This window comes from Winogradskyella litorisediminis (assembly GCF_042675765.1).
Taxonomy (GTDB): Bacteria; Bacteroidota; Bacteroidia; order Flavobacteriales; family Flavobacteriaceae; genus Winogradskyella; species Winogradskyella litorisediminis.
The window spans coordinates 1,313,515-1,335,251 of the sequence record NZ_JBHTJL010000009.1 but is presented as its reverse complement, the minus strand read 5'-3'; the positions used below and the strand labels follow the sequence as shown (position 1 = coordinate 1,335,251).

Here is a 21,737-nt window from a genome sequence, read left to right as displayed (position 1 = left end):
TTTAGTCTTCGGTTGGATTATTGTTATCTAACTTTGATTCTTGGTTTACCTTTACCAACATGCCAGCATAAGCGCCAGGAACAGAACGAGAAAGAATTACGGTATTATCAGGGATACCCTTTACAACTACAGATTTTGAAGAAAAATGTACTGGATTAACAGTCATAATATCTAAGACACTATCTCTAACAATAAAGATTTCGGATTGATCTATTAATAGTTTTCTAGAAATTCTGTAAGCATTTTCTATATCTTTTGCATTAAGCTGTGCCTCAAGAAACATCCCTTCTTTTAAATTATCAGCCTTAACCTCAACAAAAACGGTTACTGTTTGGGTATTTTGGTCGATTTTTCCGTTTATTCTTGATACTTTTCCCGTAAAGTCTCGTTGGTTATTCTGAGAACTTAATTTTACGTTTTCACCTATTTTTAATAAATCGCTGAAATTTTTACTAATAGATAATTCTAATTCGTAAACAGAGGTATCAATAAATTCACCTAATTTTTGTCCAGGTCTCACTAATGTTCCTTTTGTAACTAAAGCTTCAGTTAAAATACCGCTGTATGGTGCGTAAATTCTATACTTGGAAAGTCTTTGTTCTAAATTTTTAACATTATAGTAAGCAGAATAAATACCACGACCAGTTATAAAATAATTAGCTTTTTCATTTGTAGATTCTGGTAATGGAGCAATACTTTTATCGATTTTAAAATTTTTAAGGTAATTATTCCATGAAGGAAACGTCTCCGGATAGTCAAGCCTTAAATCTGGCATTATTGAAGTAATGAGATTGTACAATTCACTTTTTGCGGATTGAACCGATGCATAGTATTCACTCGAGTTTATGCCAAGTAAAAGTTGCCCTTTTCCAAATTTTTGTCCAGGCTTAAATACATTTGAACTATTTTGAAATACGCCTTGAACCTCCGCAAAAAGTTCTAATCTATTTTTTGCAACTAAGGTTCCGTTTGCAGGAATAGTTATTGGGACGGTTTTATTTTTTACAGTATCAACAAAAATTGTTTTTACAACTTTAGTAACTTCTGGCTTAACCTTAGTATTACTTTTTATAATTAAATACGCGCCTAATAATGCAGCTATAATTATAACAACACCTATTGCAAATAAGGCAAATTTTCTCATTAGATATAAAAGATGGTTAGTTTAAAATGCAAATTTACCTATTACCAAAACTAGTGCCGTTAAAATAATCTTAATTGTTACGCATTAAGTTGGTCAATGGCTTCTTGCACGGTTTCCCAATCTGTCATTAACTGCTCTAATTTTTTCTTTTTGTTTTGATAATTATCAAAAAACTCAGGTTTTGCAGCAGTTTCGTCGTAATTTGTAGCGAGTTGCAAATCGTCTTCCTTAATCTGCTTCTCTAAAGAATTAATTTTAGATTCGATATTACTTAACTTATTATTTAACGATTTTGCTTTTTTCTGGTCTTCGTAGCTTTGCTTATTATCTGTAGCTTTTTCAGCTTTTGCTACCACGGTTCTTTTTTCTGCCTCACGAAGATTTTGAAGATTTCGCTGCTCTAAATAAAAATCAATATCACCTAAATATTGTTTTACTTTTTGGTCTTTAAACTCATAGATTGTTTGCGTTAATCCTTGAAGAAAATCTCTATCGTGTGACACCAAAATCAGAGTTCCTTCAAATTTTTTCAAGGCGTCTTTTAAAACGTTTTTCGATTTAATATCTAAGTGATTTGTTGGCTCATCCATTATGAGAACATTCAACGGCTGCAATAAAAGTTTGGCCAACGCCAAACGGTTGCGTTCGCCTCCAGAAAGTACACGAACATATTTGTCAACTTCCTCGCCACGAAATAAAAATGACCCCAAAATATCTCTAACCTTTGAACGATTGGTTTCATTCGCAGCATCAATCATGGTATCTAAAACGGTTTTGCTGCCGTCTAAATATTCGGCTTGATTTTGAGCAAAATAACCGATTTGCACATTGTGCCCAATAGTCAATTGGCCTTTATAATCTAATTCGCCAACAATAATCTTCGCTAAAGTCGATTTACCTTGTCCGTTTTGACCAACAAATGCTGTTTTTGTATCTCGCGGAATAGACATGCTCACATTATGTAACACTTGTAAATTACCATAATGTTTTGAAACGTTTTCGACTTCTACAACAACTTTACCAGGTGTTATTGAGACTGGAAAACTTAAGGTCATTACTGCATTATCTTCCTCATCAACCTCAATCCTATCCATACGCTCTAATTTTTTTATAAGCGATTGCGCCATCGTTGCTTTAGAGGCTTTGGCTCGGAATTTTTCTATAAGTTTTTCGGTTTGCTGAATTTGTTTTTCTTGGTTTTTCTGCGTGGCTAATTGTTGCTCTTTAATTTCATTACGCAACTCTAAAAACTGAGTATAAGGCTTATTGTAATCATATATACGACCAAGAGAAATCTCAATAGTTCGGTTGGTTACATTATCTAAAAACATTTTATCGTGAGATACGATTACTACAGCACCTGCATAGCTTTTAAGAAAATTTTCTAACCAAATTATTGACTCAATATCTAAGTGGTTTGTTGGCTCATCGAGTAATAATAAATCGTTATTTTGAAGTAAAAGTTTTGCGAGCTCAATTCTCATACGCCAGCCACCAGAAAATGTATCTGTGAGTTTATTAAAATCCTTACGTTTAAAACCTAGACCTTGAAGAATTTTTTCGGTTTCGCCCTGATAATTGTATCCTCCTAAAATTTCATATTGATGCTGAATGTCGTTTAAATCTATCATTAACTGATTGTAAGATTCACTCTCATAATCGGTACGTTCGGCTAACTGAATATTAATTTCTTCAAGTTGTTTTTCGCAACTTTTTATTTCTTTGAAAGCTTCGTAAGATTCTTCTAAAACTGTCTTTCCAAAATCAAAATCGATATCTTGTTTTAAAAAACCAATCTTTAAATCTTTATCGGCTGCAATTTGCCCAGTATCTGCTTCTTGTTCTTTTGATAATATTCTAAGCATGGTAGATTTACCTGCACCATTTTTACCAATAAGTCCAATGCGGTCGCCGTTTCCAAGTTTAAAGGTGATGTCTTCAAAAAGGTATTCGCCTTGAAAAGAAATAGAAAGATTATGAATATTAAGCATAGCGTACAATTATAATAACATAAAACAAATGTTACATTTGTTACAAAACCAGAGCGATAAATCAATTATCTTTGTTTAGGTTTTAAAAAACGCAAAAGTAAGCTTTTAGTCTATGTTTGGAAAAGGAAATAAAATTTATAGTATTATTACAGGTGTTTGCCCAAAATGTCATGGCGAATCAATGTATGTAGAGAAAAATCCTTATAAAATAACAGACACATTAACGATGCATGAGCGTTGCTCTAAATGCAATACAAAATATGCTATGGAGCCTTCATTTTTTTATGGCTCAATGTACGTAAGTTATGGTGTTGGCGTAGCTTTTGCCGTTGCGGCTTTTGTAATTTCGAATATTATTTTTGAAAGCTCTTTAGTCACTGCATTTGTTGCAATTGTGGCTGTACTTGTAGGATTTATGCCAATTATCATGAGAGTTTCTCGAAATATTTGGATTAATTTATTTATGAGCTACGATAAGGAATTGGCCCGAAAAAATGCTGAAAAAAGTGAGTAATTCTAGGTAAACCGGTCGACATCAATTTCTTTGTCTATCGGCTGATTGTTCTCTATTAGACTAAAAAGTTTTTGAGAAACATAGGGCGCAATCATGACTCCACGACTTCCTAAACCATTTAAAATATAAACATTTTTGTAATCTGAATGTCTTCCAATTATTGGCCGTCTATCTTTAACAGTTGGTCTAATACCTGCGCGATGGTCAACCACTTCAAAATCGCACTTGATAAACGTTTTTAATTTTTGAAGCAGTTCTTCCTTGGCTTCCTTGGTTGGATCATTTGTTTTGTCGGTTCTCTCATAAGTGGCGCCGACACGGTATAAATCCTTGCCTATAGGAATAATAAAAACTGAAGATTTTACAGCTTCATCTAATTTTAAATTAGGTGCTTTTATGGTAAGCACCTCGCCCTTTGTTCCATTTAATGGAATATCTTGAAAAAAAGGGTTTTGTTTTACACCGAAACCTTCAGCAAATATGATATGTTTTGATTGAATTTCTTTATATATGATATTTTCATCTAAAAACTGTAATGCATCATACTGAAAAGATGTTTCTATCAAACAATCATTTTGTCTTAAATCATCTTTGTAAACAGAAATTAAATGGTCCGTGTCTACGCGACCAGCGTTGAGAACTTCACCAAAACCAAAAGGTGCATCAATAAATTTGTTAGTATTCTTTTTTAAGTTTGCTGACATAAATGGTTCAAGATTTGGCTTATCTGAAGCGGTGAACCATTTATTTTGTTCTTCAATAGAATTAAGTCTTCTGTGAATAGAATGAGGAAAATCGATTTTAGTATTTAAATGGGCCTCAATTTGTTTATAATTAGGCAAAGCTATGTCTAATTGCTCTTTAGCCTTCCAAACGGCCGAAAAACGTTTTAAAACAACTGGATTATATAAACCAACAGCGACTTTAGATGATTGTTGAGAATTGTCATCAAAAACTACAAAAGATTTATGATTAGCTTTCAAAACTTCGCAAAACGCAATGCCTGCTAAGCCGCAACCAATAACGATGTAATCTACGTTTTTCATATGACGAAAATATAAAAATAGGTCTCGATAGCGCTCAACCAGACATAATTTTTATTTAAAAATTAAAAAAAAACGCTCACTTATAAAGTGAGCGTTCAATTATCTATAATGCGAAATTAGTAATTCCACATGTCTTGTTCAAAGTTTCTAATTTTATCTTTGATACGTTGAGATTCCATAAGTTGCATTAAAGCATTGTCCTTGACGTAATCTTTAACCTCACGATCTCCATAAACGTTTTCCTCTTTGTACATATATCCATTAAATCGTCTTGAATTTAAGATGTGATCAAAGGAAATTGGCATCGCGCTATTTTTGTCATTAAAGGCTTTAGCTTCGTGCAAAATACCTCTAGCTTCAGGGTAAAACACCCAAAATAGAGGAACAGGTTCTTTGTTTGCCTCATCATCAGAGTCGATAAAATTAACATCTGGTGCTGCAGGTCCGATAGCTAATAAACGATACTTTAATTCGCCTTGACGTTTATCAAAATACCATAATCCTTTGATTAAATAAGCTTTGATATCATAAGCTTCAATATCTCTACGGATAATATATTCTGGGTCTACGTAGCCATCAGCATTAAATTGGTCAAAACCAACATCTAATGTGTCAATTTTTTGCATTGATTGCTGTAACTCCTCAAACGTACGCTCTTGCGAAAAATAAGAATCTGCATAAACTCTCGGAATATCTCCAGATTTTACAGCGCCCCATAACGTATGAAATAAAGAACGACGGTCTGCACCAATATTGTTAGTATCTACAGGATAATATAACGGAAAGTTAACACGCTCATCTAAAACCACTTTTTCCCAAGTCATTTTAGAAAATAAACGATCTCTGTCATCTACATAACCATATTCTAAAGGCTCATCATTGTCCATAAGCAACTGGTCATCAGTTTTAAGGCCAATTTCCTCTGGAATTTTAGCATTGAGGATGTTTGCTTGAGCAAACGCGCCTGAGAAAGTCAGAACTCCTAATGTGGTTAATAATAATTGCTTTAATTTCATTTTCGTTTGTTTTAATTGTTTGAGGCTATAAGCAAAACGTATTTAGCATCAAATTATTTTAGTTTGCTAATTCTATAACAACTGGAGTTACCGTTTTAATTTTGATAGAACTTCCTGAAGCTTTAGCTTTAATATTAATAAACTGAACAATATCACCTCTTCTTGCTGAACGTAATGCCGTTTTAGCAGCTGAGTTTAATCTATTACCAGTACAGTTAACAGATGGTTTACCAGGTACTTTCATAGTAAATGAAACAACATCTAATGGTAATTTAAAATCGAAATCGTCACCAAAATCAGCTGATATTTTTCCTATTTCTACATTGTTACGAGGTAATTTTGCATTACCAACTTGTCCGTTAAACGCACCAATTGGCTTTGGTAAATCTTTAATTCTAAAAGTCTTTTTATCTGAAACTTTTGAACCATCGTCTAATGTACCAGTAACGTTAATTGTTACTTCACGACCGCCTTGTGGTCTCATTTCATACTTTCCGTTTGAAACTCTTTTTAAACCAGCTGCATTAGCAACTACTTTATTATCAGAAACTCCAGCAAAAGAAATAGTCATTGGGTTAACAACACCACGGTAAACAACATTCATTTTGTCTGCTGAAATTGTTGCAGAGTTTGGCTTTGGTACAACGACATAGTTTCCTTCAATAGGGATATTAAGTGGCTTGCCATCTTCTAAGAAAGTAAACTCACCTTCAATTTCTTGTTCCCCTACATTTCCTACATTAAAATCTAAAGTTGCTGCTCCACTAGAATCAATTGCTTTAGTTAAATCTACTTCTTGACCGTTAACTACCAATTTTGTTGGAGTTACAGTAGAATATCTTCCTAAAACAACGCGTCCTTGAAATTTTTCACCAGCAAAGAATGCTGACTTATCAGCTAATACTATTGCTTTATAGTTTTTAAGGGACGTTGCATCACTAACTAAGTTACCTAAGAAACCATTATAGATGTTAGTTTCTGTTGCCTTAATATCGTTTTGCATAGCTGTTAGCTTAGTGTAAGATGCAATTGCAGGGAAACCTTGATAATGATAGTTTAACCAATCAATTTTTTTACCGTCGTTGTTTTCAACCTTTTCTGTGCTAAATCTATCATTGATACTTTCTATTACTGGTAACCATTTACCTTCGTTAGGAATTACATCTTTGATATCTGATTTGTATTTTTCAATTCGAGATACGATTTCTGCACCTCTTTTTGTTAATCTGTCTCCAGTAAACCAAAGTTCGTCAAGCTGGTCACCTTTATCCATCTCTTCGTATGGAAGTTCTCCATCTTCGAGTTCGTAACCACCATTAAGTACAACATCTTTACGCTTTACTTCTTCTATAAATTTGTAAAATTCATCAGAAATAACGCTTATTTGTGTTGCTTTTTCGTTTGCTAAAGCAAACTGCTCTGGTTTTTCATCAGCCTGTGTTTCTAATTGAGATAATATACCTTCGTTAGATGAAGTTGCTAACTCATTAGCTCTTACAAACTTTTTATTCATCAATCCAAATGCGGATAATACTTCTTTGGACATCGTCATTGCAATCATTGCAATAAAAACGAGGTACATTAAGTTAATCATTTTCTGCCTTGCAGATAATTTTCCTCCTGCCATGTTTAATTAGTTTTTTTAGTTAATAGTTATTAATTGAAATAAACTAATTAGTTTTTGTTCATTGCAGATAACATACCGCCATATACACCATTTAATGATGATAAATTAGATGCTAAAGATTGCATTTGTTCTTTAAGTTTTGCAGCATTTTCGACAGCTTCCTCGTTGATAGCTGCTTGTCTGTTTGCACTTTCCATTTGGATTTTATACAAACTATTTAATGATTCCATCTGTGCAGCAGCAAGAGACATTTCTTCGCTATATTTCTTTTGTGCAGCCATAGAATCTACAGTTGGATTTAAGCTTTTTGCAGCACCTTCAAAGTTTTTGATGCTATCGCCTAAACTTGCCATTAATTCCCCATCAATTTTTGCATCTTTTAATAAATTATCTAACTTCTTAGACAACATGCCTTCTGCATCTTTAGGCTCTTCTTTTAATTTTTTAGTTGAAGCTGTACCACCAGCTAATTCTGGATATACCAATGACCAATCTAAATCGTCTCCTTGTTTTTCAAATGCTGAAATTGTAAATACGATTGCTTCTACAATCATACCGATTGTTAAAATCAAAGAACCGTAAGGCCAGTGTTGAATTTTAAATAAAGCTCCAATAATTACAATTGCTGCTCCAATTCCGTAGACCATATTCATCGATGAAAGTTTCTTCTGTGCCATAATTTTAGTTTTAAATTTGAGTAAAGTCCAAGCAAGACCTTGCTCGTTAGTTTTGTTTTAGTTTATAGTTTATAGTTTAGTTTAAATAGTAGTTTTATTTTCTTGCGTTATTGGTAACTTCTGTACCCATATAATCTTGTACAGTTCTAAAACCAATGTAGCTTCTTGCTGAGTCAGCATATTCGTAGTCTCTTGAGCTTACTTGCAAATAATAGGCAACATCTTTCCAAGAGCCACCACGAACCACTTTTCTTTGGTTGTTTTGGTCATTAACACTTGGGTTAATACTTGACATAAATTCATATGAGGAAATAGAGTATGAACTATTTACCCATTCAGATACGTTACCAGCCATATTATATAGATTGAAATCGTTTGGCTCGTAAGCATCAGCTTCAACTGTATATAAAGCTTGGTCAGCAGCATAATCTCCCCGTAAAGGTTTAAAGTTTGCCATAAAACAACCTCTATCGTTTAATGTGTAATTATTTCCCCATGGAAATGTTGCACCTTGTAACCCGCCTCTAGCAGCGTATTCCCACTCAGCTTCATTAGGTAAACGATATACATTTACTGGTTGTCTTTTTTTAGTTTTTTGATACTTGTTATGGTATAATGTTCTCCACTGGCAGAACGCTTTTGCCTGCTCCCAAGAAACACCAACTACTGGATAATCACCATAAGCGTCGTGCCAAAAGTAATCGTTGTGCATTGGTTCATTATATGAGTACGCAAAATCACGAATCCATACGGTTGTATCTGGATAAATTTGAACTTCTTTTTGCTCAATAACATCAGAACGCTTTAAAGAACGGTCTTTCGCTGCAGCTTCAATATCCATTTTTGAGTATTTGAATACAAATTGAGACACATCCCATGTGCGCTGACCATTATAAGATTCTTCTAATGGCAAATACATACCATCCATCACTTCTGAATACAATTCATCTGGATAATCTTCTGTATCTAAATATAAATCGATATCTAAATTTAATTGTCTTTGCTCATTACCATAAGTATTAATCATATACTTTTGATAAGGATTAAGGTTTGCCGTATCTGCATCTTGATATGCAAATTCACCAATATCACCTTCACCAGGAACTTTACCTTCTAAATCTGCCATTTCAGCCAATTTTTCTCTGATGATGTTATTTCTAACATCCTCAACAAACTGTCTGTACTCGCTGTTTGTGATTTCGGTTTCATCCATATAGAATGCTCTTACCGTAACTGTTTTAGTAGGTGCATCTTGTACGCCAGCCAAATCATCGTCTGACTTACCCATAATAAATGCGCCTCCAGGAATTAAAGTCATTCCGTAAGGCTTTTCGGGGTGCCATCTTTTACCTTTTACACCGACTACCTGTCCGCGGTCACCAGAGTTACAGCTAACCATAAAAGCTAGAACTGTAATTAGTAAAATAAGCTTGTTAATTTTCATAAAACTATAGGTTAAATTGTTGTCCTTAAATTTTGAGTTGGTAAACATATTTCAATTAATCGGAAAAAACAACTTTTTTTCATTTTTTTTTGCATTTCATCCTTATAAAATTGCATTTCATCGATAAAATTTAAACTAAGTATCGACGAAGTGTAAATTTTAAAAGTTGTTCTTCCTGTAGGCTTTATACCATCTTTCGGGTATTTTACCTTGTGTTGCAGCCTCGTAATCCTCGTGAGCGCATGGTAATAACGTATGCTTTTTGAGTTTATTGTTAAGGTCTGTTAAAAAAGGAATTTCTATCCACCAGCGTCCAGTTTTAACGCTTTTGAAGAAAATAAGCTCCTCATCTTCTATGAGTACGTTATATTTTTGATAGTTGTTAGAATCTATAAAATCGTCATCTTTAACTCGACAATTAACGCCTTCAATAAAATACCATATCATCTGAGCAACTAGCATTGCTGTAATAGTGTCTTTCTTTTCATAATGGTATTCATAAATACCAAATGATGACACTTTATTACTAATACCTGCATAACGAGTTATAGCACATATTTCTTTACCATCTAATCCATTTGGTGTAAACTTCAAGCGCTCACCTACTTCAGCGGCTCTAACTGATTTTAAATCTACAGTGACAATATGAGCATCTCGCATTGCTGGTTCTACAGCATGGATGTTTTTTGACACTTCACCCAAACGGTAAGCTTCAAAATACAAACGTTCCATCAAATCTATTTCTTCTTGAGAATTAAAATAGGTTTGATAACCAATGGTTGAGTAATTAAAAAGATTGTAAGGCTCTTCGAGAATAATTTTGCCGAAGTAACTGTTATTTTTTATAGGCAATGATGAATCACCTAAATCGAAATTAGTGTCAACATTGACAATATTAACCATCGGCTGTAAATTATCATAAGCCCGATAATTAGCATAAGTTAAATCTTGGCTTCCGCCTAAAATGATTGGAATGATTTTCTTTTCTACTAAAACTTCTATAGCTGTACGTAATGCAAAATAGCTATCTTCTACAGTTTCACCTGGCTCAATATCTCCTAAATCTGCAAGCGTAGTGCTCCAATTTCCTGGGAACAAACTATAAAGTGTAGTTCTTATGATATCAAAATTAAGTTCAGAACCGATATAATTAACATCGTTTCTGTTTTCTTTGACACCGATAATGGCAAGTTTTACATCATCTAGGTCTGGAATGCCATACTGACTTGAATGAATTTTTACTTTTCTACCTATGGTTTGCTGAGATAATAATTCGCAATGAGCTAAAACTGAATCTGAAACTGGAGATAAAAAATTAAAATTCATTGATGCTTACTTTTTAGCTGTGGTTTTTTTCTTAGTTGTTGTTTTCTTTTTAGCAGCTGGTTTCTTTTTTGCTTTTTTCTTTGGTGCTGCTTTTTCTAAAATTGCTTTTGCTTCTTCTAAAGTCATTTTAGAAACGTCTTTAGTTTTTGGAAGCTCAACCTTTTGTTTTCCTTTGATTACGTTATGTCGTTTCCATCTGGCTTTTTCAACACGAATACCTTCTTCTTCCCAATTATGAATAATTTTATCTTTTTCTTTCTGAATTTTATCCTCTATCAATTCTTCAATATCACTATCAGACAAATTATCCCAATCGTATTTTTTATTCACATTAATAAACATATCGTTCCATTTTATAAATGGCCCAAAACGTCCTTTGCCTTTTTGTACATCTAATCCTTTATATGTATAGATTGGTGCATCGGCTTTTTCTTTCTCTTTAATATATTCTACAGCTTCATCGTAATCTACACTTAATGGGTCAACACCTTTTGGGAGAGAGACAAACTTTTTACCAAAACGAACGTATGGTCCAAAACGACCAATATTTACTTCAACTTCTTCTTCCTTATAATGTCCCAGTGCCTTCGGAAGTTTAAACAAATCCATTGCTTCTTCATAAGTAATAGAACCCAGCTGTTGGTCTGGTGCTAAACTTGCAAATTTTGGCTTTTCCTCGTCGTCAACTGTTCCCATTTGTACCATAGGACCAAATTTACCCAAACGCACACTGACTTGTCGGCCTGTTTCTGGGTCAACACCTAGAATACGCTCTCCAGATTCTCGCTCTGCGTTTTCTTTAACATCTTCAACTTGTGGATGAAAACCTTTGTAAAAATCCTTCATCATGGCACGCCAATCTTCTTTTCCTTCAGCGATGTCATCAAAACTTTCTTCAACTTTTGCAGTAAAGTTGTAATCTAATATGCTTTCAAAATGATTGACTAAGAAATCTGTTACAATAATCCCAATATCAGTTGGTACTAATTTTCCTTTATTAGATCCTGTAATTTCAGATAATTGGTTCTCCTTAATACTACCATCCTCAAAAACAAGCTGTTTGTATTTACGCTCGTCTCCTTCGTTAGTTCCTTTTTCTATATAATTTCTATTCTGAATGGTTGAGATTGTTGGCGCGTACGTCGACGGACGACCAATACCCAACTCTTCTAGCTTTTTAACCAAAGAGGCTTCTGTAAAGCGCGATGGCGGACGTGTGAAACGCTCTGTTGCAGTTATATATTTGTTATCTAAAACTTCACCGACTTTTAAATCTGGTAAAATTCCTTCTTGCTCAACATCTTCGTCATCTGTTCCTTCGAGATATACTTTTAAAAATCCTTCAAACGTAATGATTTCACCATTGGCAGAAAACTGTTCTTTTACTGGTTTTTCGGCATTAATTTGAATCTTTAAATTGGTACGTTCCAATTGGGCTTCGCTCATTTGCGAAGCAATAGCACGTTTCCAGATTAAATCATATAATCTCGCTTGGTCACGCTCAGCATTTACGGTATGACTTGCAAAATTTGTTGGTCGTATCGCTTCGTGAGCTTCTTGAGCACCTTTAGATTTTCCTTTATAATTTCGAGGCTTACTAAACTCTTTCCCATAAGCTTCAATAATTTCGTTTTGAGCACCTTTTTTTGCTTCATCAGAAAGATTAACACTATCAGTTCTCATGTAAGTGATAAAACCAGATTCGTACAAACGTTGCGCATTACTCATCGTTCGACTAACCGAAAAACCTAATTTACGTGATGCCTCTTGCTGTAATGTTGATGTCGTAAATGGTGGCGCTGGGGATTTTTTTGCAGGCTTTTTTTGCAAGTCTGCAACTTCATAATCTGCAGCAATATTTTTCTTTAAAAAGTCGTGCGCTTCTTTTTCTGAATTAAAATTCTTAGGCAGTTTTGCTTTAAATGAAGAACCATCTTTTGTACTAAATTCTGCATCTATTCTATAAGACGCATCTATTTCAAAATTTTGAATATCGCGCTCACGCTCAACTATTAATCTTACCGAAACGGATTGTACTCTACCGGCAGACAAACCGCCTTTTACTTTTCGCCACAAAACAGGTGATAGCTCGTAACCTACAATTCTATCTAATACACGTCTTGCTTGTTGTGCGTCTACTAAGTTGTAGTCTATTTTTCTTGGATTTTCAATTGCTTTATTAATTGCTGATTTTGTAATCTCGTGAAAAACAATTCGTTTTGTTTTTTCGATATCCAAATCTAAAGTCTCCGCTAAATGCCAAGCAATTGCTTCTCCTTCTCGGTCCTCATCACTCGCTAACCAAACTATATCTGCCTTTTTTGCTAAGTCTTTAAGTTTTTTGACGACGTCCTTTTTGTCTTTAGACACTTGATATTTCGGCATAAAATCACCTTCTACATCAACACCAAGTTCCTTCGACGGCAAATCGGCAATGTGTCCAAAACTAGATTCAACTTTATAGTCTTTTCCTAGAAATTTTTCTATGGTTTTTGCCTTTGCAGGCGACTCAACTATGACTAAATTCTTCGGCATTATTCGTTTTTTTAGGTGGCGCAAAGGTATATGAAAAAAAATTCACAATCCTAATTTGCTTTAAATTCGACCTATTTTTAATACTATTTAACATCATTTTTTTTACCAGAATTGATACTGCCAACTTGTCATAAAACTAAAATTAATCTTATCTTTGCATGCTTATTGAGAATTTGGAAGAAAAATTATTCTGACTTCAGAATATTACATATGGAAAAAATAATAGACGAAAAAAAACAAGGCGAACACCTTAATATTGAAGCCAAAGAAGGTAATACGCGTAAGCTTTTTATAGAAAGCTACGGTTGCCAAATGAATTTTAGCGATAGTGAAATCGTCGCTTCAATTTTATCTGAAGAAGGTTTTAATACCACAAAAAATCTTGAAGATGCTGATTTGGTTTTGGTAAATACTTGCTCTATTAGAGACAAGGCCGAACAAACTGTTCGTAAACGTCTAGAAAAATATAATGCCGTAAAACGAAACAAAAATCCTAAAATGAAAATAGGGGTTTTGGGTTGTATGGCAGAACGTTTAAAAAGTAAATTTTTAGAAGAAGAAAAAATGGTTGACCTTGTTGTCGGACCAGATGCTTACAAGGATTTACCAAATTTAATTAGCGAAGTTGACGATGGCCGTAATGCCATAAACGTTATCCTTTCTAAAGAAGAAACCTATGGCGATATTGCGCCTGTAAGATTAAATACAAATGGCGTTACCGCTTTTGTATCTATAACACGCGGTTGTGATAATATGTGTACGTTTTGCGTCGTTCCTTTTACTAGAGGTCGTGAGCGTAGCCGTGAACCACAATCTATAATTGAAGAAATTAACGACTTAGCAGCAAAAGGTTTTAAAGAAGTAACGCTACTTGGTCAAAACGTAGATAGCTTTCTATGGTATGGCGGTGGATTAAAAAAGGATTTTAAAAAAGCTACTGAAATGCAAAAAGCCACTGCTGTGAATTTTGCTATGCTTTTAGATATGTGCGCAAAAGCACAACCAAAAATGCGTTTTCGTTTTTCAACATCTAATCCTCAAGATATGACGTTGGACGTAATTGAAACTATGGCGAAACACAGAAATATCTGCAACTATATTCACTTACCTGTTCAAAGTGGTAGCAACCGTATTTTAAAAGAAATGAATCGTTTGCACACTCGTGAAGAGTATATGGAGTTAATTGACAATATTCGTAAAATTATACCAGATGTGGCGATAAGCCAAGACATGATTGCTGGTTTTCCTACGGAAACTGAGGAAGAGCATCAAGATACTTTGAGTTTGATGGAATATGTAAAGTACGACTTTGGGTTTATGTTTGCTTATTCTGAAAGACCAGGAACATTAGCTGGCCGTCGTATGGAAGATGATATTCCTGCTGAAGTAAAACAACGACGTTTAAATGAAATTCAAGCTTTGCAACGCAAGCATAGTCATTACCGTACGCAGCAAAATTTAGGACAAATTCAAGAAATTTTAATTGAAAAAGAATCTAAAAAATCCGATGCACATTGGATGGGACGAAACTCACAAAACACTGTTGCCGTTTTTCCAAAAGCGCATTATAAAGTGGGCGATTTTGTAAACGTAAAAATTACAGATTGCACCTCAGCAACTCTTATTGGTGAAGCAGTTGGGTATTCAGATAATAATTAAATTGATGAAGGAAAGTTATAAATTAAGCAAAAGTAATATCATATATATTTCAATACTTGCCTTGATATATGTTGTCTCGTTCGTCTTATTTTCACAGAAAGACGCATTTAATTTAGGAGCTTATTTAGGGTCTTTTCTTTTTTATTTTGTTTTAAGTTTCATTGCAAGTCTTATAGCTTGGTTGATTACAAAAAAAAGAAGTTCAGCAAGTAAAAGTTTTAACATAACTCTTTCAATATTATTAATTTTAAAAGTCCTTCAAACTCTAGCGGAAATAGGGCAAATCGTAAATAATTAATATGGAATCGTCAATACAAGCCATAAAACAACGTTTCGGAATTATTGGTAACGACGCCAAGCTTAATCGTGCTATAGAAAAAGCGATACAAGTAGCACCAACCGATATTTCTATTTTAGTAACTGGAGAAAGTGGTGTTGGTAAGGAAAGTATTCCAAAAATTATACACCAATTATCGCATCGTAAACACGGTAAATACATTGCGGTTAACTGCGGTGCAATTCCTGAAGGCACAATTGATAGTGAATTGTTTGGTCACGAAAAAGGGGCGTTTACGGGTGCTACGCAAACACGTTCGGGATATTTTGAAGTTGCAGATGGCGGAACAATTTTTCTTGATGAAGTTGGCGAATTGCCATTAACCACACAAGTGCGTTTGCTTCGTGTTTTAGAAAATGGAGAATTTATTAAAGTAGGTTCAAGTAAAGTTCAAAAAACAAATGTTAGGATTGTTGCTGCCACAAATGTTAATATGTTCGAGGCGATTAAAAAAGAAAAATTTCGTGAAGACTTATATTACCGATTAAGCACAATAGAGATTAATCTGCCTGCTTTACGTGAGCGAAAAGATGATATTCATTTATTATTTAGAAAATTTGCGAGCGATTTTGCCATTAAATACAAAATGCCAACCGTAAAACTCTCTGATGATGCAGTAACACTACTAACAAATTACCGCTGGAATGGAAATATTCGTCAGTTAAGAAATGTTGCTGAGCAAGTTTCGGTCTTAGAGCACAATCGTACCATAAATGCACAAACCATAAAGAATTACTTACCAACTGGTGCAGGGCAAAACCTACCAGCTGTTATTAATAGCAGTAAATCTGAAAGTGACTTTAGCAACGAACGTGAGATTTTATACAAGGTTCTTTTTGATATGAAAAGTGACTTAAATGACTTAAAAAAACTCACTATGGAATTGATGAAAAACGGTAACGTCTCTGATGTGCAGAAAGAAAATCCAGACCTTATCGAAAAAATTTATGGTGAAAGTGATGCTGCTTCAGATTTTGAAGACTTAATGGAAGAATCTCATGTATTAGAAATTACTGATAGTAACAATACTACCGAAGTAACCACAGCAACACCAGCTACTGTTGAAGACAAATACCATTTTGCCGAAGAAATTGAGGAAGAAGAAACGTTATCTTTACACGATAAAGAATTGGAATTAATTAAAAAATCGCTTGAGCGTCATAACGGAAAACGTAAATTAGCTGCTGCAGAACTAGGTATCAGCGAGCGCACGTTATACAGAAAGATTAAGCAATACGATTTATAATTTTAGCGTTCTATTTTGAAAAGAAACATGAGAATAAAGAAAAACATCTTCATACTAATTGCAGCCTTAAGCTTTTTAGGTTGTGGACCGTATTCATTTACTGGCGCTACAGATGTACCCGAAACTTTCCAAGTGAATTTCTTTCAAAATAATGCGCCTTTAATAGAACCTGGTATCGATTTTCTTTTTAGAAATACGCTTCAAGATTTATTGCAGAACCAAACCAATTCAACTTTAGTGACCTCTGGAGCTGTAGCCATTTTTGATGGTGAAATTGTTGAATATCGAATTTCTCCTACCACGGCAACTGCTAACAACAGAGCAGCACAAAACCGTTTAACTATTGGTGTTAATGTGAGATACACACATACCGAAAATGAAGAAAAGAGTTTTGAGCAACGTTTCTCTTTCTTTTTTGATTACGAAGGAGATGCGCTTTTAACAGGAAGCCGAAGAGATACAGCTATTGAAACTATTTACGAACGTATAACACAAGATATATTTCAGGCCGCTTTCGCCGATTGGTAATATGCAACTTCAAGAATTTACAAACATATTACAACAACCCGAAGCTTTAGATTCTAACCAAATAGAAGCTTTAGAAAGTATAGTAAACAATTATCCTTATTTTCAATCTGCACGTGCTTTGCATTTAAAAGCTTTAAAAAATAAAGAAAGTTACAAGTACAATAACGCTTTAAAGGTAACTGCAGCGCATACAACTGACCGCAGTATTTTATTTGATTTTATTACGAGCGATGTTTTCAATCAAAATGAGATTTCTGCTCAAATTAAGCAAAATTCAGAATACATTAAAGGTATCATTGTTAATGAAGTCGATGATATTTCTATAGAAAAAAGTATTAAAATTGATGATGCTTTAAAAGAGCAGGTTGAAGCAACTAAAGGTGTTTTAGACCCAAACCTCTTTAAACAAAAGGAAGAAATTCCACAACAAACACAAATCCTTCAATCTAGAAAACTAGAAGAACAACTACAAATAGGAAAACCTTTTGAGTTTTCTTCAACTGAGACACATTCTTTTTCAGAATGGTTAAAAATTTCGAGTTTTAAGCCTATCGATAGAACTATTCAGCAAAGTGAAAACAATTCGCCTTTAGCAGAAAAATTAGCGACAATTGATAAGTTTATTTCCGAGAATCCAAAAATAAAACCAAGTACAAAAGCGCCTAAACCCAAGCTAGTTGACAACTATGAAAAACTGGAAGATAGCCTAATGACAGAGACTTTAGCGCGTATTTATCTTGAGCAAAAAAACTATGAAAAGGCAATTCAATCTTACCGAATTTTAAGTTTGAAATATCCAGAAAAAAGTAGTTTCTTTGCAGACCAAATTAAAGCGGTAAAAGAATTAAGCGAACGAAATAATACAAACAATGACTAATTTTACAATATTCTTAATATTAATCGTAGTAGTAGCATTTTTACTCATCGTAGTAATTATGGTTCAAAACCCAAAAGGCGGTGGATTATCATCTTCTTTCGGTGGTGGTGGCACACAACAATTAGGTGGCGTAAAAAAAACTGGTGACTTTTTAGATAAAAGTACATGGTTTTTAGCAACACTTTTAATTGCTTTAATCTTATTATCAAATATCACTATTGATGGTGCTGGCGGTGTTAGTGATTCTAAAGCTTTAGATGCTGACGGGACAACAACTGAACAACCTGCTACAACTGACGATTCTAATACTGGAGATTAATCTCTAGTTCTATAAAATTTATAGGAAGCCAACTTTTTAAGTTGGCTTTTTTGTGTTTTTATATTAAAGATATTCAACATCGAGTAACAGTCGAGAAGTCATAAACTAATATTAAAAACCACCTCTATTCTGCACATTTGTCAGTCTATTCGGCTTGGCATAATTTTCGACTTACGCTTAAGCGTAAATTTAATTTTTAATAACAAAATATATAACAAATGGCTTTAAACATTAAACCTTTAGCGGACCGCGTTCTAGTAGAACCGTCAGCTGCTGAAACAAAAACAGCTTCGGGAATTATTATTCCGGATAACGCAAAAGAAAAACCACAAAAAGGAACTGTTGTGGCTATAGGTAATGGTAAAAAAGACGAACCACTAACTGTTAAGGTTGGAGACACTGTACTTTACGGAAAGTACGGCGGAACAGAACTTAAACTCGAAGGCAAGGATTATTTAATGATGCGTGAGAGTGATATTTTAGCGATTGTATAATTCGCATTAAGCTATTGGCTTTTAGCCATTAGCAATCCAAATTTATAACAAAAATTAATTTTTAGCTAATAGCCAAAGGCTAACAGCTAAAAGCAAAAATTTAAAAAAAAATGGCAAAAGATATAAAATTTGATATTGAAGCACGCGACGGATTAAAACGCGGTGTAGATGCATTAGCAAATGCAGTAAAAGTAACTTTAGGTCCTAAAGGACGAAACGTAATCATTGGCAAGTCTTTCGGCGCTCCGCAAGTGACCAAAGATGGCGTTTCTGTAGCTAAAGAAATTGAGTTAGAAAATGAGCTCGAAAATATGGGAGCTCAAATGGTAAAAGAGGTTGCGTCTAAAACCAACGATTTAGCTGGTGACGGGACAACTACAGCAACTGTTTTAGCTCAAGCAATTGTAAAAGAAGGTTTAAAAAACGTTGCTGCTGGCGCAAACCCAATGGACTTAAAGCGCGGTATTGATAAAGCAGTTGAGACTATAGTAAAAGATTTAGAAAAGCAAGCTAAAAAAGTAGGAAGCGACTCTGATAAAATTAAGCAAGTCGCAGCTATTTCTGCAAATAATGATGATACTATTGGCGATTTAATTGCAACTGCTTTCGGAAAAGTAGGTAAAGAAGGTGTAATTACTGTTGAAGAAGCAAAAGGAATGGACACGTATGTGGATGTTGTTGAAGGTATGCAATTTGACCGTGGTTATTTATCACCTTACTTCGTAACAGATGCTGATAAGATGATTGCTGATTTAGAAAATCCATACATCTTATTATTTGATAAAAAGATTTCTAACTTACAAGAAATCCTTCCAATATTAGAACCAGTTGCACAATCTGGTCGTCCTTTATTAATTATTGCAGAAGATGTTGAAGGTCAAGCTTTAGCTACTTTAGTAGTAAACAAGTTACGTGGTGGATTAAAAATCGCTGCTGTAAAAGCACCAGGTTTTGGAGATCGTAGAAAAGCTATGTTAGAAGACATCGCAATTTTAACTGGTGGTGTTGTTATTTCTGAAGAACGTGGTTTCTCATTAGAAAACGCTGACCTTTCTATGTTGGGTACCGCTGAAACTGTAACCATCGACAAAGACAATACAACGATTGTAAATGGTTCTGGTAAAGCGTCTGATATTAAGGCACGTGTAAACCAAATAAAAGCACAGATTGAAACAACAACATCTGATTACGATAGAGAAAAACTGCAAGAGCGTTTGGCTAAATTAGCAGGTGGTGTTGCTGTACTTTATGTTGGTGCTGCTTCTGAAGTTGAGATGAAAGAAAAGAAAGACCGTGTTGATGATGCATTACACGCCACTCGTGCCGCAGTAGAAGAAGGTATCGTTGCTGGTGGTGGCGTTGCATTGGTACGTGCTAAAAAGACTTTAGAAAAAATTACAACAGATAATTTAGATGAAACTACTGGTGTACAAATCGTAAACCGAGCTATTGAAGCACCTTTACGTACTATTGTAGAAAATGCTGGTGGCGAAGGTTCTGTAGTTATCAACAAGGTACTTGAAGGCAAAAAAGATTTTGGTTACAATGCAAAATCTGAAGAATATGTAGACATGCTTAAAGCAGGAATTATTGACCCTAAAAAAGTAACACGTATAGCTTTAGAAAATGCTGCTTCTGTTGCAGGTATGATTCTTACTACCGAATGTGCTTTAGTAGACATTAAAGAAGATGCTCCAGCAATGCCTCCAATGGGCGGCGGAATGCCAGGCATGATGTAGGCGGCGAGTCGCCGCAGACGTTGAGCTTACTCGGACGTAAAAAATTTGAGATAAGTGAAGCTGAAATAAATTTGAAAAGCCTTTGACGAAAGTCAGAGGCTTTTGTTTTAAATAAATTTTAGTAGATTTAAAAAACTAAAATATTTACTTTGAGCAAAACAAAAACTTGGAAATATACACTTCGTGAAATTATAATCGTTATTATTGGTATTACCATTGCTTTTAGTATGAATAAATGTGCAGAAAGTAGAACTGACGCAAAATTAAAAGAGCAATACCTTAGCAATCTTAAAAGTGACATTGAAGCAGATAAACTTCAGCTAACAAAAAATGCAAAAGATTTAAAACAAAAACTTAAGATTTGTGAGGAACTGATTCCTATTCTAAATACTGGCAAAAAACAAGGTATGCCCTTAATGAATAGTACTTTTGAACTTGTACAATACAATACATTTAGTCCTCAAGATATTACATATAAAACTTTAATAAATTCTGGGGATTTAAAATTGATAGATGACTTTGATTTAAAAACTAGTATCCAAGGTCATTACACACAGTACGAACAATTAAGTGATGTATATTTTAGACACACAAGTTTAGTAAGAGATTATATGGGCAGATATATGATTGAAAATGCAGACTATGACCAGCTTTTCGAAGGCAACTCACCATTTACTAACGAAGTACTATTAAAAAACATTGTCCGTGCGCTTACAACAACTTTAAAAGACAAACAAGTTGTTACAAAAAAAGCAATAGATAATTGTGATAATTTAAGTGTAAGAATTAAAAACGCAATGAAGTAAATTAATTTACAATAGAAGTAAAAAGCCCGATTAAAAATCGGGCTTTTCAATTAATTCTCATGCTCCTTCTTTACATCCTCATCACGATATCTGCAACATGGATGCACAGAATTGTATGCTTCTTCAGTTGCTTTTACAGCTTTTGTATCGTGGCCAACTTGTGCTAACTTTTTAGAAATGGTTTCTACATTAGTTTTACGCTCGTCAAAAATGAGTTTTAGCTCGTGCGTTTTTACATTCCAAATGGCAGACTTTACACCTTTAGTGCGGATGGCTGCCTTTTCAATGCGGTCTTTACACATCATACAAACACCATCAACTTCAATGGTTTGTTTGGCATTTTTATTTTGGCTAAAGGCTATGATGCTAATAAAAAGGGCAATTAGTGTTATTATTTTTTTCATCGAAAATT

At 34.2% G+C, this 21,737-nt stretch carries 19 protein-coding genes; 9 read left to right on the top strand and 10 right to left on the bottom strand.

Features of this window, described 5'->3' with window-relative positions; translation table 11 throughout:
• Position 1: 1 nt before the first annotated feature.
• Both ACFQ1Q_RS08340 and ACFQ1Q_RS08335 read right to left on the bottom strand, forming a co-directional pair.
• Complete coding sequence (locus ACFQ1Q_RS08340; protein ID WP_386129850.1) at positions 2–1,144, bottom strand: efflux RND transporter periplasmic adaptor subunit; 1,143 nt, start codon at positions 1,142–1,144, stop codon at positions 2–4.
• A 77-nt stretch (positions 1,145–1,221) separates the two neighbouring features.
• Entirely contained in the window at positions 1,222–3,135 is a 1,914-nt protein-coding gene (locus ACFQ1Q_RS08335) for an ABC-F family ATP-binding cassette domain-containing protein (RefSeq protein WP_386129848.1), read from the bottom strand.
• Between the two features lie 112 nt (positions 3,136–3,247).
• On the opposite strand from ACFQ1Q_RS08335, the gene ACFQ1Q_RS08330 reads away from it, so the two are divergent.
• Entirely contained in the window at positions 3,248–3,649 is a 402-nt protein-coding gene (locus ACFQ1Q_RS08330) for a DUF983 domain-containing protein (protein WP_386129846.1), read from the top strand.
• A 2-nt stretch (positions 3,650–3,651) separates the two neighbouring features.
• Here the strand turns inward: ACFQ1Q_RS08330 and ACFQ1Q_RS08325 are convergent, their stop codons facing one another.
• The 7 genes from ACFQ1Q_RS08325 to topA all read right to left on the bottom strand — a co-directional run bounded on the left by ACFQ1Q_RS08325 (position 3,652) and on the right by topA (position 13,320).
• Positions 3,652–4,695, bottom strand: coding sequence for an NAD(P)/FAD-dependent oxidoreductase (locus tag ACFQ1Q_RS08325; protein ID WP_386129844.1), 1,044 nt, complete (start codon positions 4,693–4,695; stop codon positions 3,652–3,654).
• A gap of 116 nt (positions 4,696–4,811) precedes the next feature.
• Positions 4,812–5,711: a type IX secretion system ring subunit PorN/GldN gene (gene porN, locus ACFQ1Q_RS08320; RefSeq protein WP_386129842.1), complete on the bottom strand. Its 900-nt coding sequence runs from the start codon at positions 5,709–5,711 to the stop codon at positions 4,812–4,814.
• 58 nt (positions 5,712–5,769) lie between these two features.
• Positions 5,770–7,338, bottom strand: coding sequence for a type IX secretion system motor protein PorM/GldM (gene porM / locus ACFQ1Q_RS08315; RefSeq protein ID WP_386129840.1), 1,569 nt, complete (start codon positions 7,336–7,338; stop codon positions 5,770–5,772).
• A 47-nt stretch (positions 7,339–7,385) separates the two neighbouring features.
• Positions 7,386–8,015 carry a type IX secretion system motor protein PorL/GldL gene (porL, locus tag ACFQ1Q_RS08310; RefSeq protein WP_386129838.1) on the bottom strand — a complete coding sequence of 210 codons (630 nt, stop codon included), beginning with the start codon at positions 8,013–8,015 and terminating at the stop codon, positions 7,386–7,388.
• Between the two features lie 94 nt (positions 8,016–8,109).
• Positions 8,110–9,453, bottom strand: coding sequence for a type IX secretion system lipoprotein PorK/GldK (gene porK, locus ACFQ1Q_RS08305; RefSeq protein ID WP_449361589.1), 1,344 nt, complete (start codon positions 9,451–9,453; stop codon positions 8,110–8,112).
• 165 nt (positions 9,454–9,618) lie between these two features.
• On the bottom strand, positions 9,619–10,785 hold the full coding sequence (locus ACFQ1Q_RS08300) for a formimidoylglutamase (protein ID WP_386129834.1): 1,167 nt from the start codon (positions 10,783–10,785) through the stop codon (positions 9,619–9,621).
• Between the two features lie 6 nt (positions 10,786–10,791).
• Entirely contained in the window at positions 10,792–13,320 is a 2,529-nt protein-coding gene (gene topA / locus ACFQ1Q_RS08295) for a type I DNA topoisomerase (RefSeq protein WP_386129832.1), read from the bottom strand.
• Between the two features lie 210 nt (positions 13,321–13,530).
• On the opposite strand from topA, the gene miaB reads away from it, so the two are divergent.
• The 8 genes from miaB to ACFQ1Q_RS08255 all read left to right on the top strand — a co-directional run bounded on the left by miaB (position 13,531) and on the right by ACFQ1Q_RS08255 (position 21,325).
• Positions 13,531–14,979 (top strand): tRNA (N6-isopentenyl adenosine(37)-C2)-methylthiotransferase MiaB, encoded by a 1,449-nt coding sequence (gene miaB, locus ACFQ1Q_RS08290; RefSeq protein ID WP_386129830.1) that lies wholly within the window; start codon positions 13,531–13,533, stop codon positions 14,977–14,979.
• A gap of 299 nt (positions 14,980–15,278) precedes the next feature.
• The gene (locus tag ACFQ1Q_RS08285) at positions 15,279–16,562 is read left to right on the top strand and encodes a sigma-54 interaction domain-containing protein (protein ID WP_386129828.1); all 1,284 of its coding nucleotides are present in this window, start codon (positions 15,279–15,281) and stop codon (positions 16,560–16,562) included.
• Between the two features lie 27 nt (positions 16,563–16,589).
• Positions 16,590–17,090, top strand: a complete 501-nt coding sequence (locus ACFQ1Q_RS08280) for an LptE family protein (protein ID WP_386129827.1) — start codon at positions 16,590–16,592, stop codon at positions 17,088–17,090.
• Between the two features lies 1 nt (position 17,091).
• Positions 17,092–17,967, top strand: coding sequence for a hypothetical protein (locus tag ACFQ1Q_RS08275; RefSeq protein ID WP_386129825.1), 876 nt, complete (start codon positions 17,092–17,094; stop codon positions 17,965–17,967).
• Complete coding sequence (gene secG / locus ACFQ1Q_RS08270) at positions 17,960–18,286, top strand: preprotein translocase subunit SecG (protein ID WP_386129823.1); 327 nt, start codon at positions 17,960–17,962, stop codon at positions 18,284–18,286. The genes ACFQ1Q_RS08275 and secG overlap by 8 nt, the downstream gene beginning before the upstream one ends.
• 218 nt (positions 18,287–18,504) lie before the next feature.
• On the top strand, positions 18,505–18,780 hold the full coding sequence (locus ACFQ1Q_RS08265; protein WP_386129821.1) for a co-chaperone GroES: 276 nt from the start codon (positions 18,505–18,507) through the stop codon (positions 18,778–18,780).
• A gap of 110 nt (positions 18,781–18,890) precedes the next feature.
• On the top strand, positions 18,891–20,519 hold the full coding sequence (gene groL, locus ACFQ1Q_RS08260; protein ID WP_386129819.1) for a chaperonin GroEL: 1,629 nt from the start codon (positions 18,891–18,893) through the stop codon (positions 20,517–20,519).
• A 149-nt stretch (positions 20,520–20,668) separates the two neighbouring features.
• The gene (locus ACFQ1Q_RS08255; RefSeq protein ID WP_386129817.1) at positions 20,669–21,325 is read left to right on the top strand and encodes a DUF6090 family protein; all 657 of its coding nucleotides are present in this window, start codon (positions 20,669–20,671) and stop codon (positions 21,323–21,325) included.
• 50 nt (positions 21,326–21,375) lie between these two features.
• On the opposite strand, the gene ACFQ1Q_RS08250 is transcribed toward ACFQ1Q_RS08255, so the two are convergent.
• The gene (locus ACFQ1Q_RS08250) at positions 21,376–21,729 is read right to left on the bottom strand and encodes a heavy-metal-associated domain-containing protein (RefSeq protein ID WP_386129816.1); all 354 of its coding nucleotides are present in this window, start codon (positions 21,727–21,729) and stop codon (positions 21,376–21,378) included.
• Positions 21,730–21,737 lie beyond the last annotated feature (8 nt).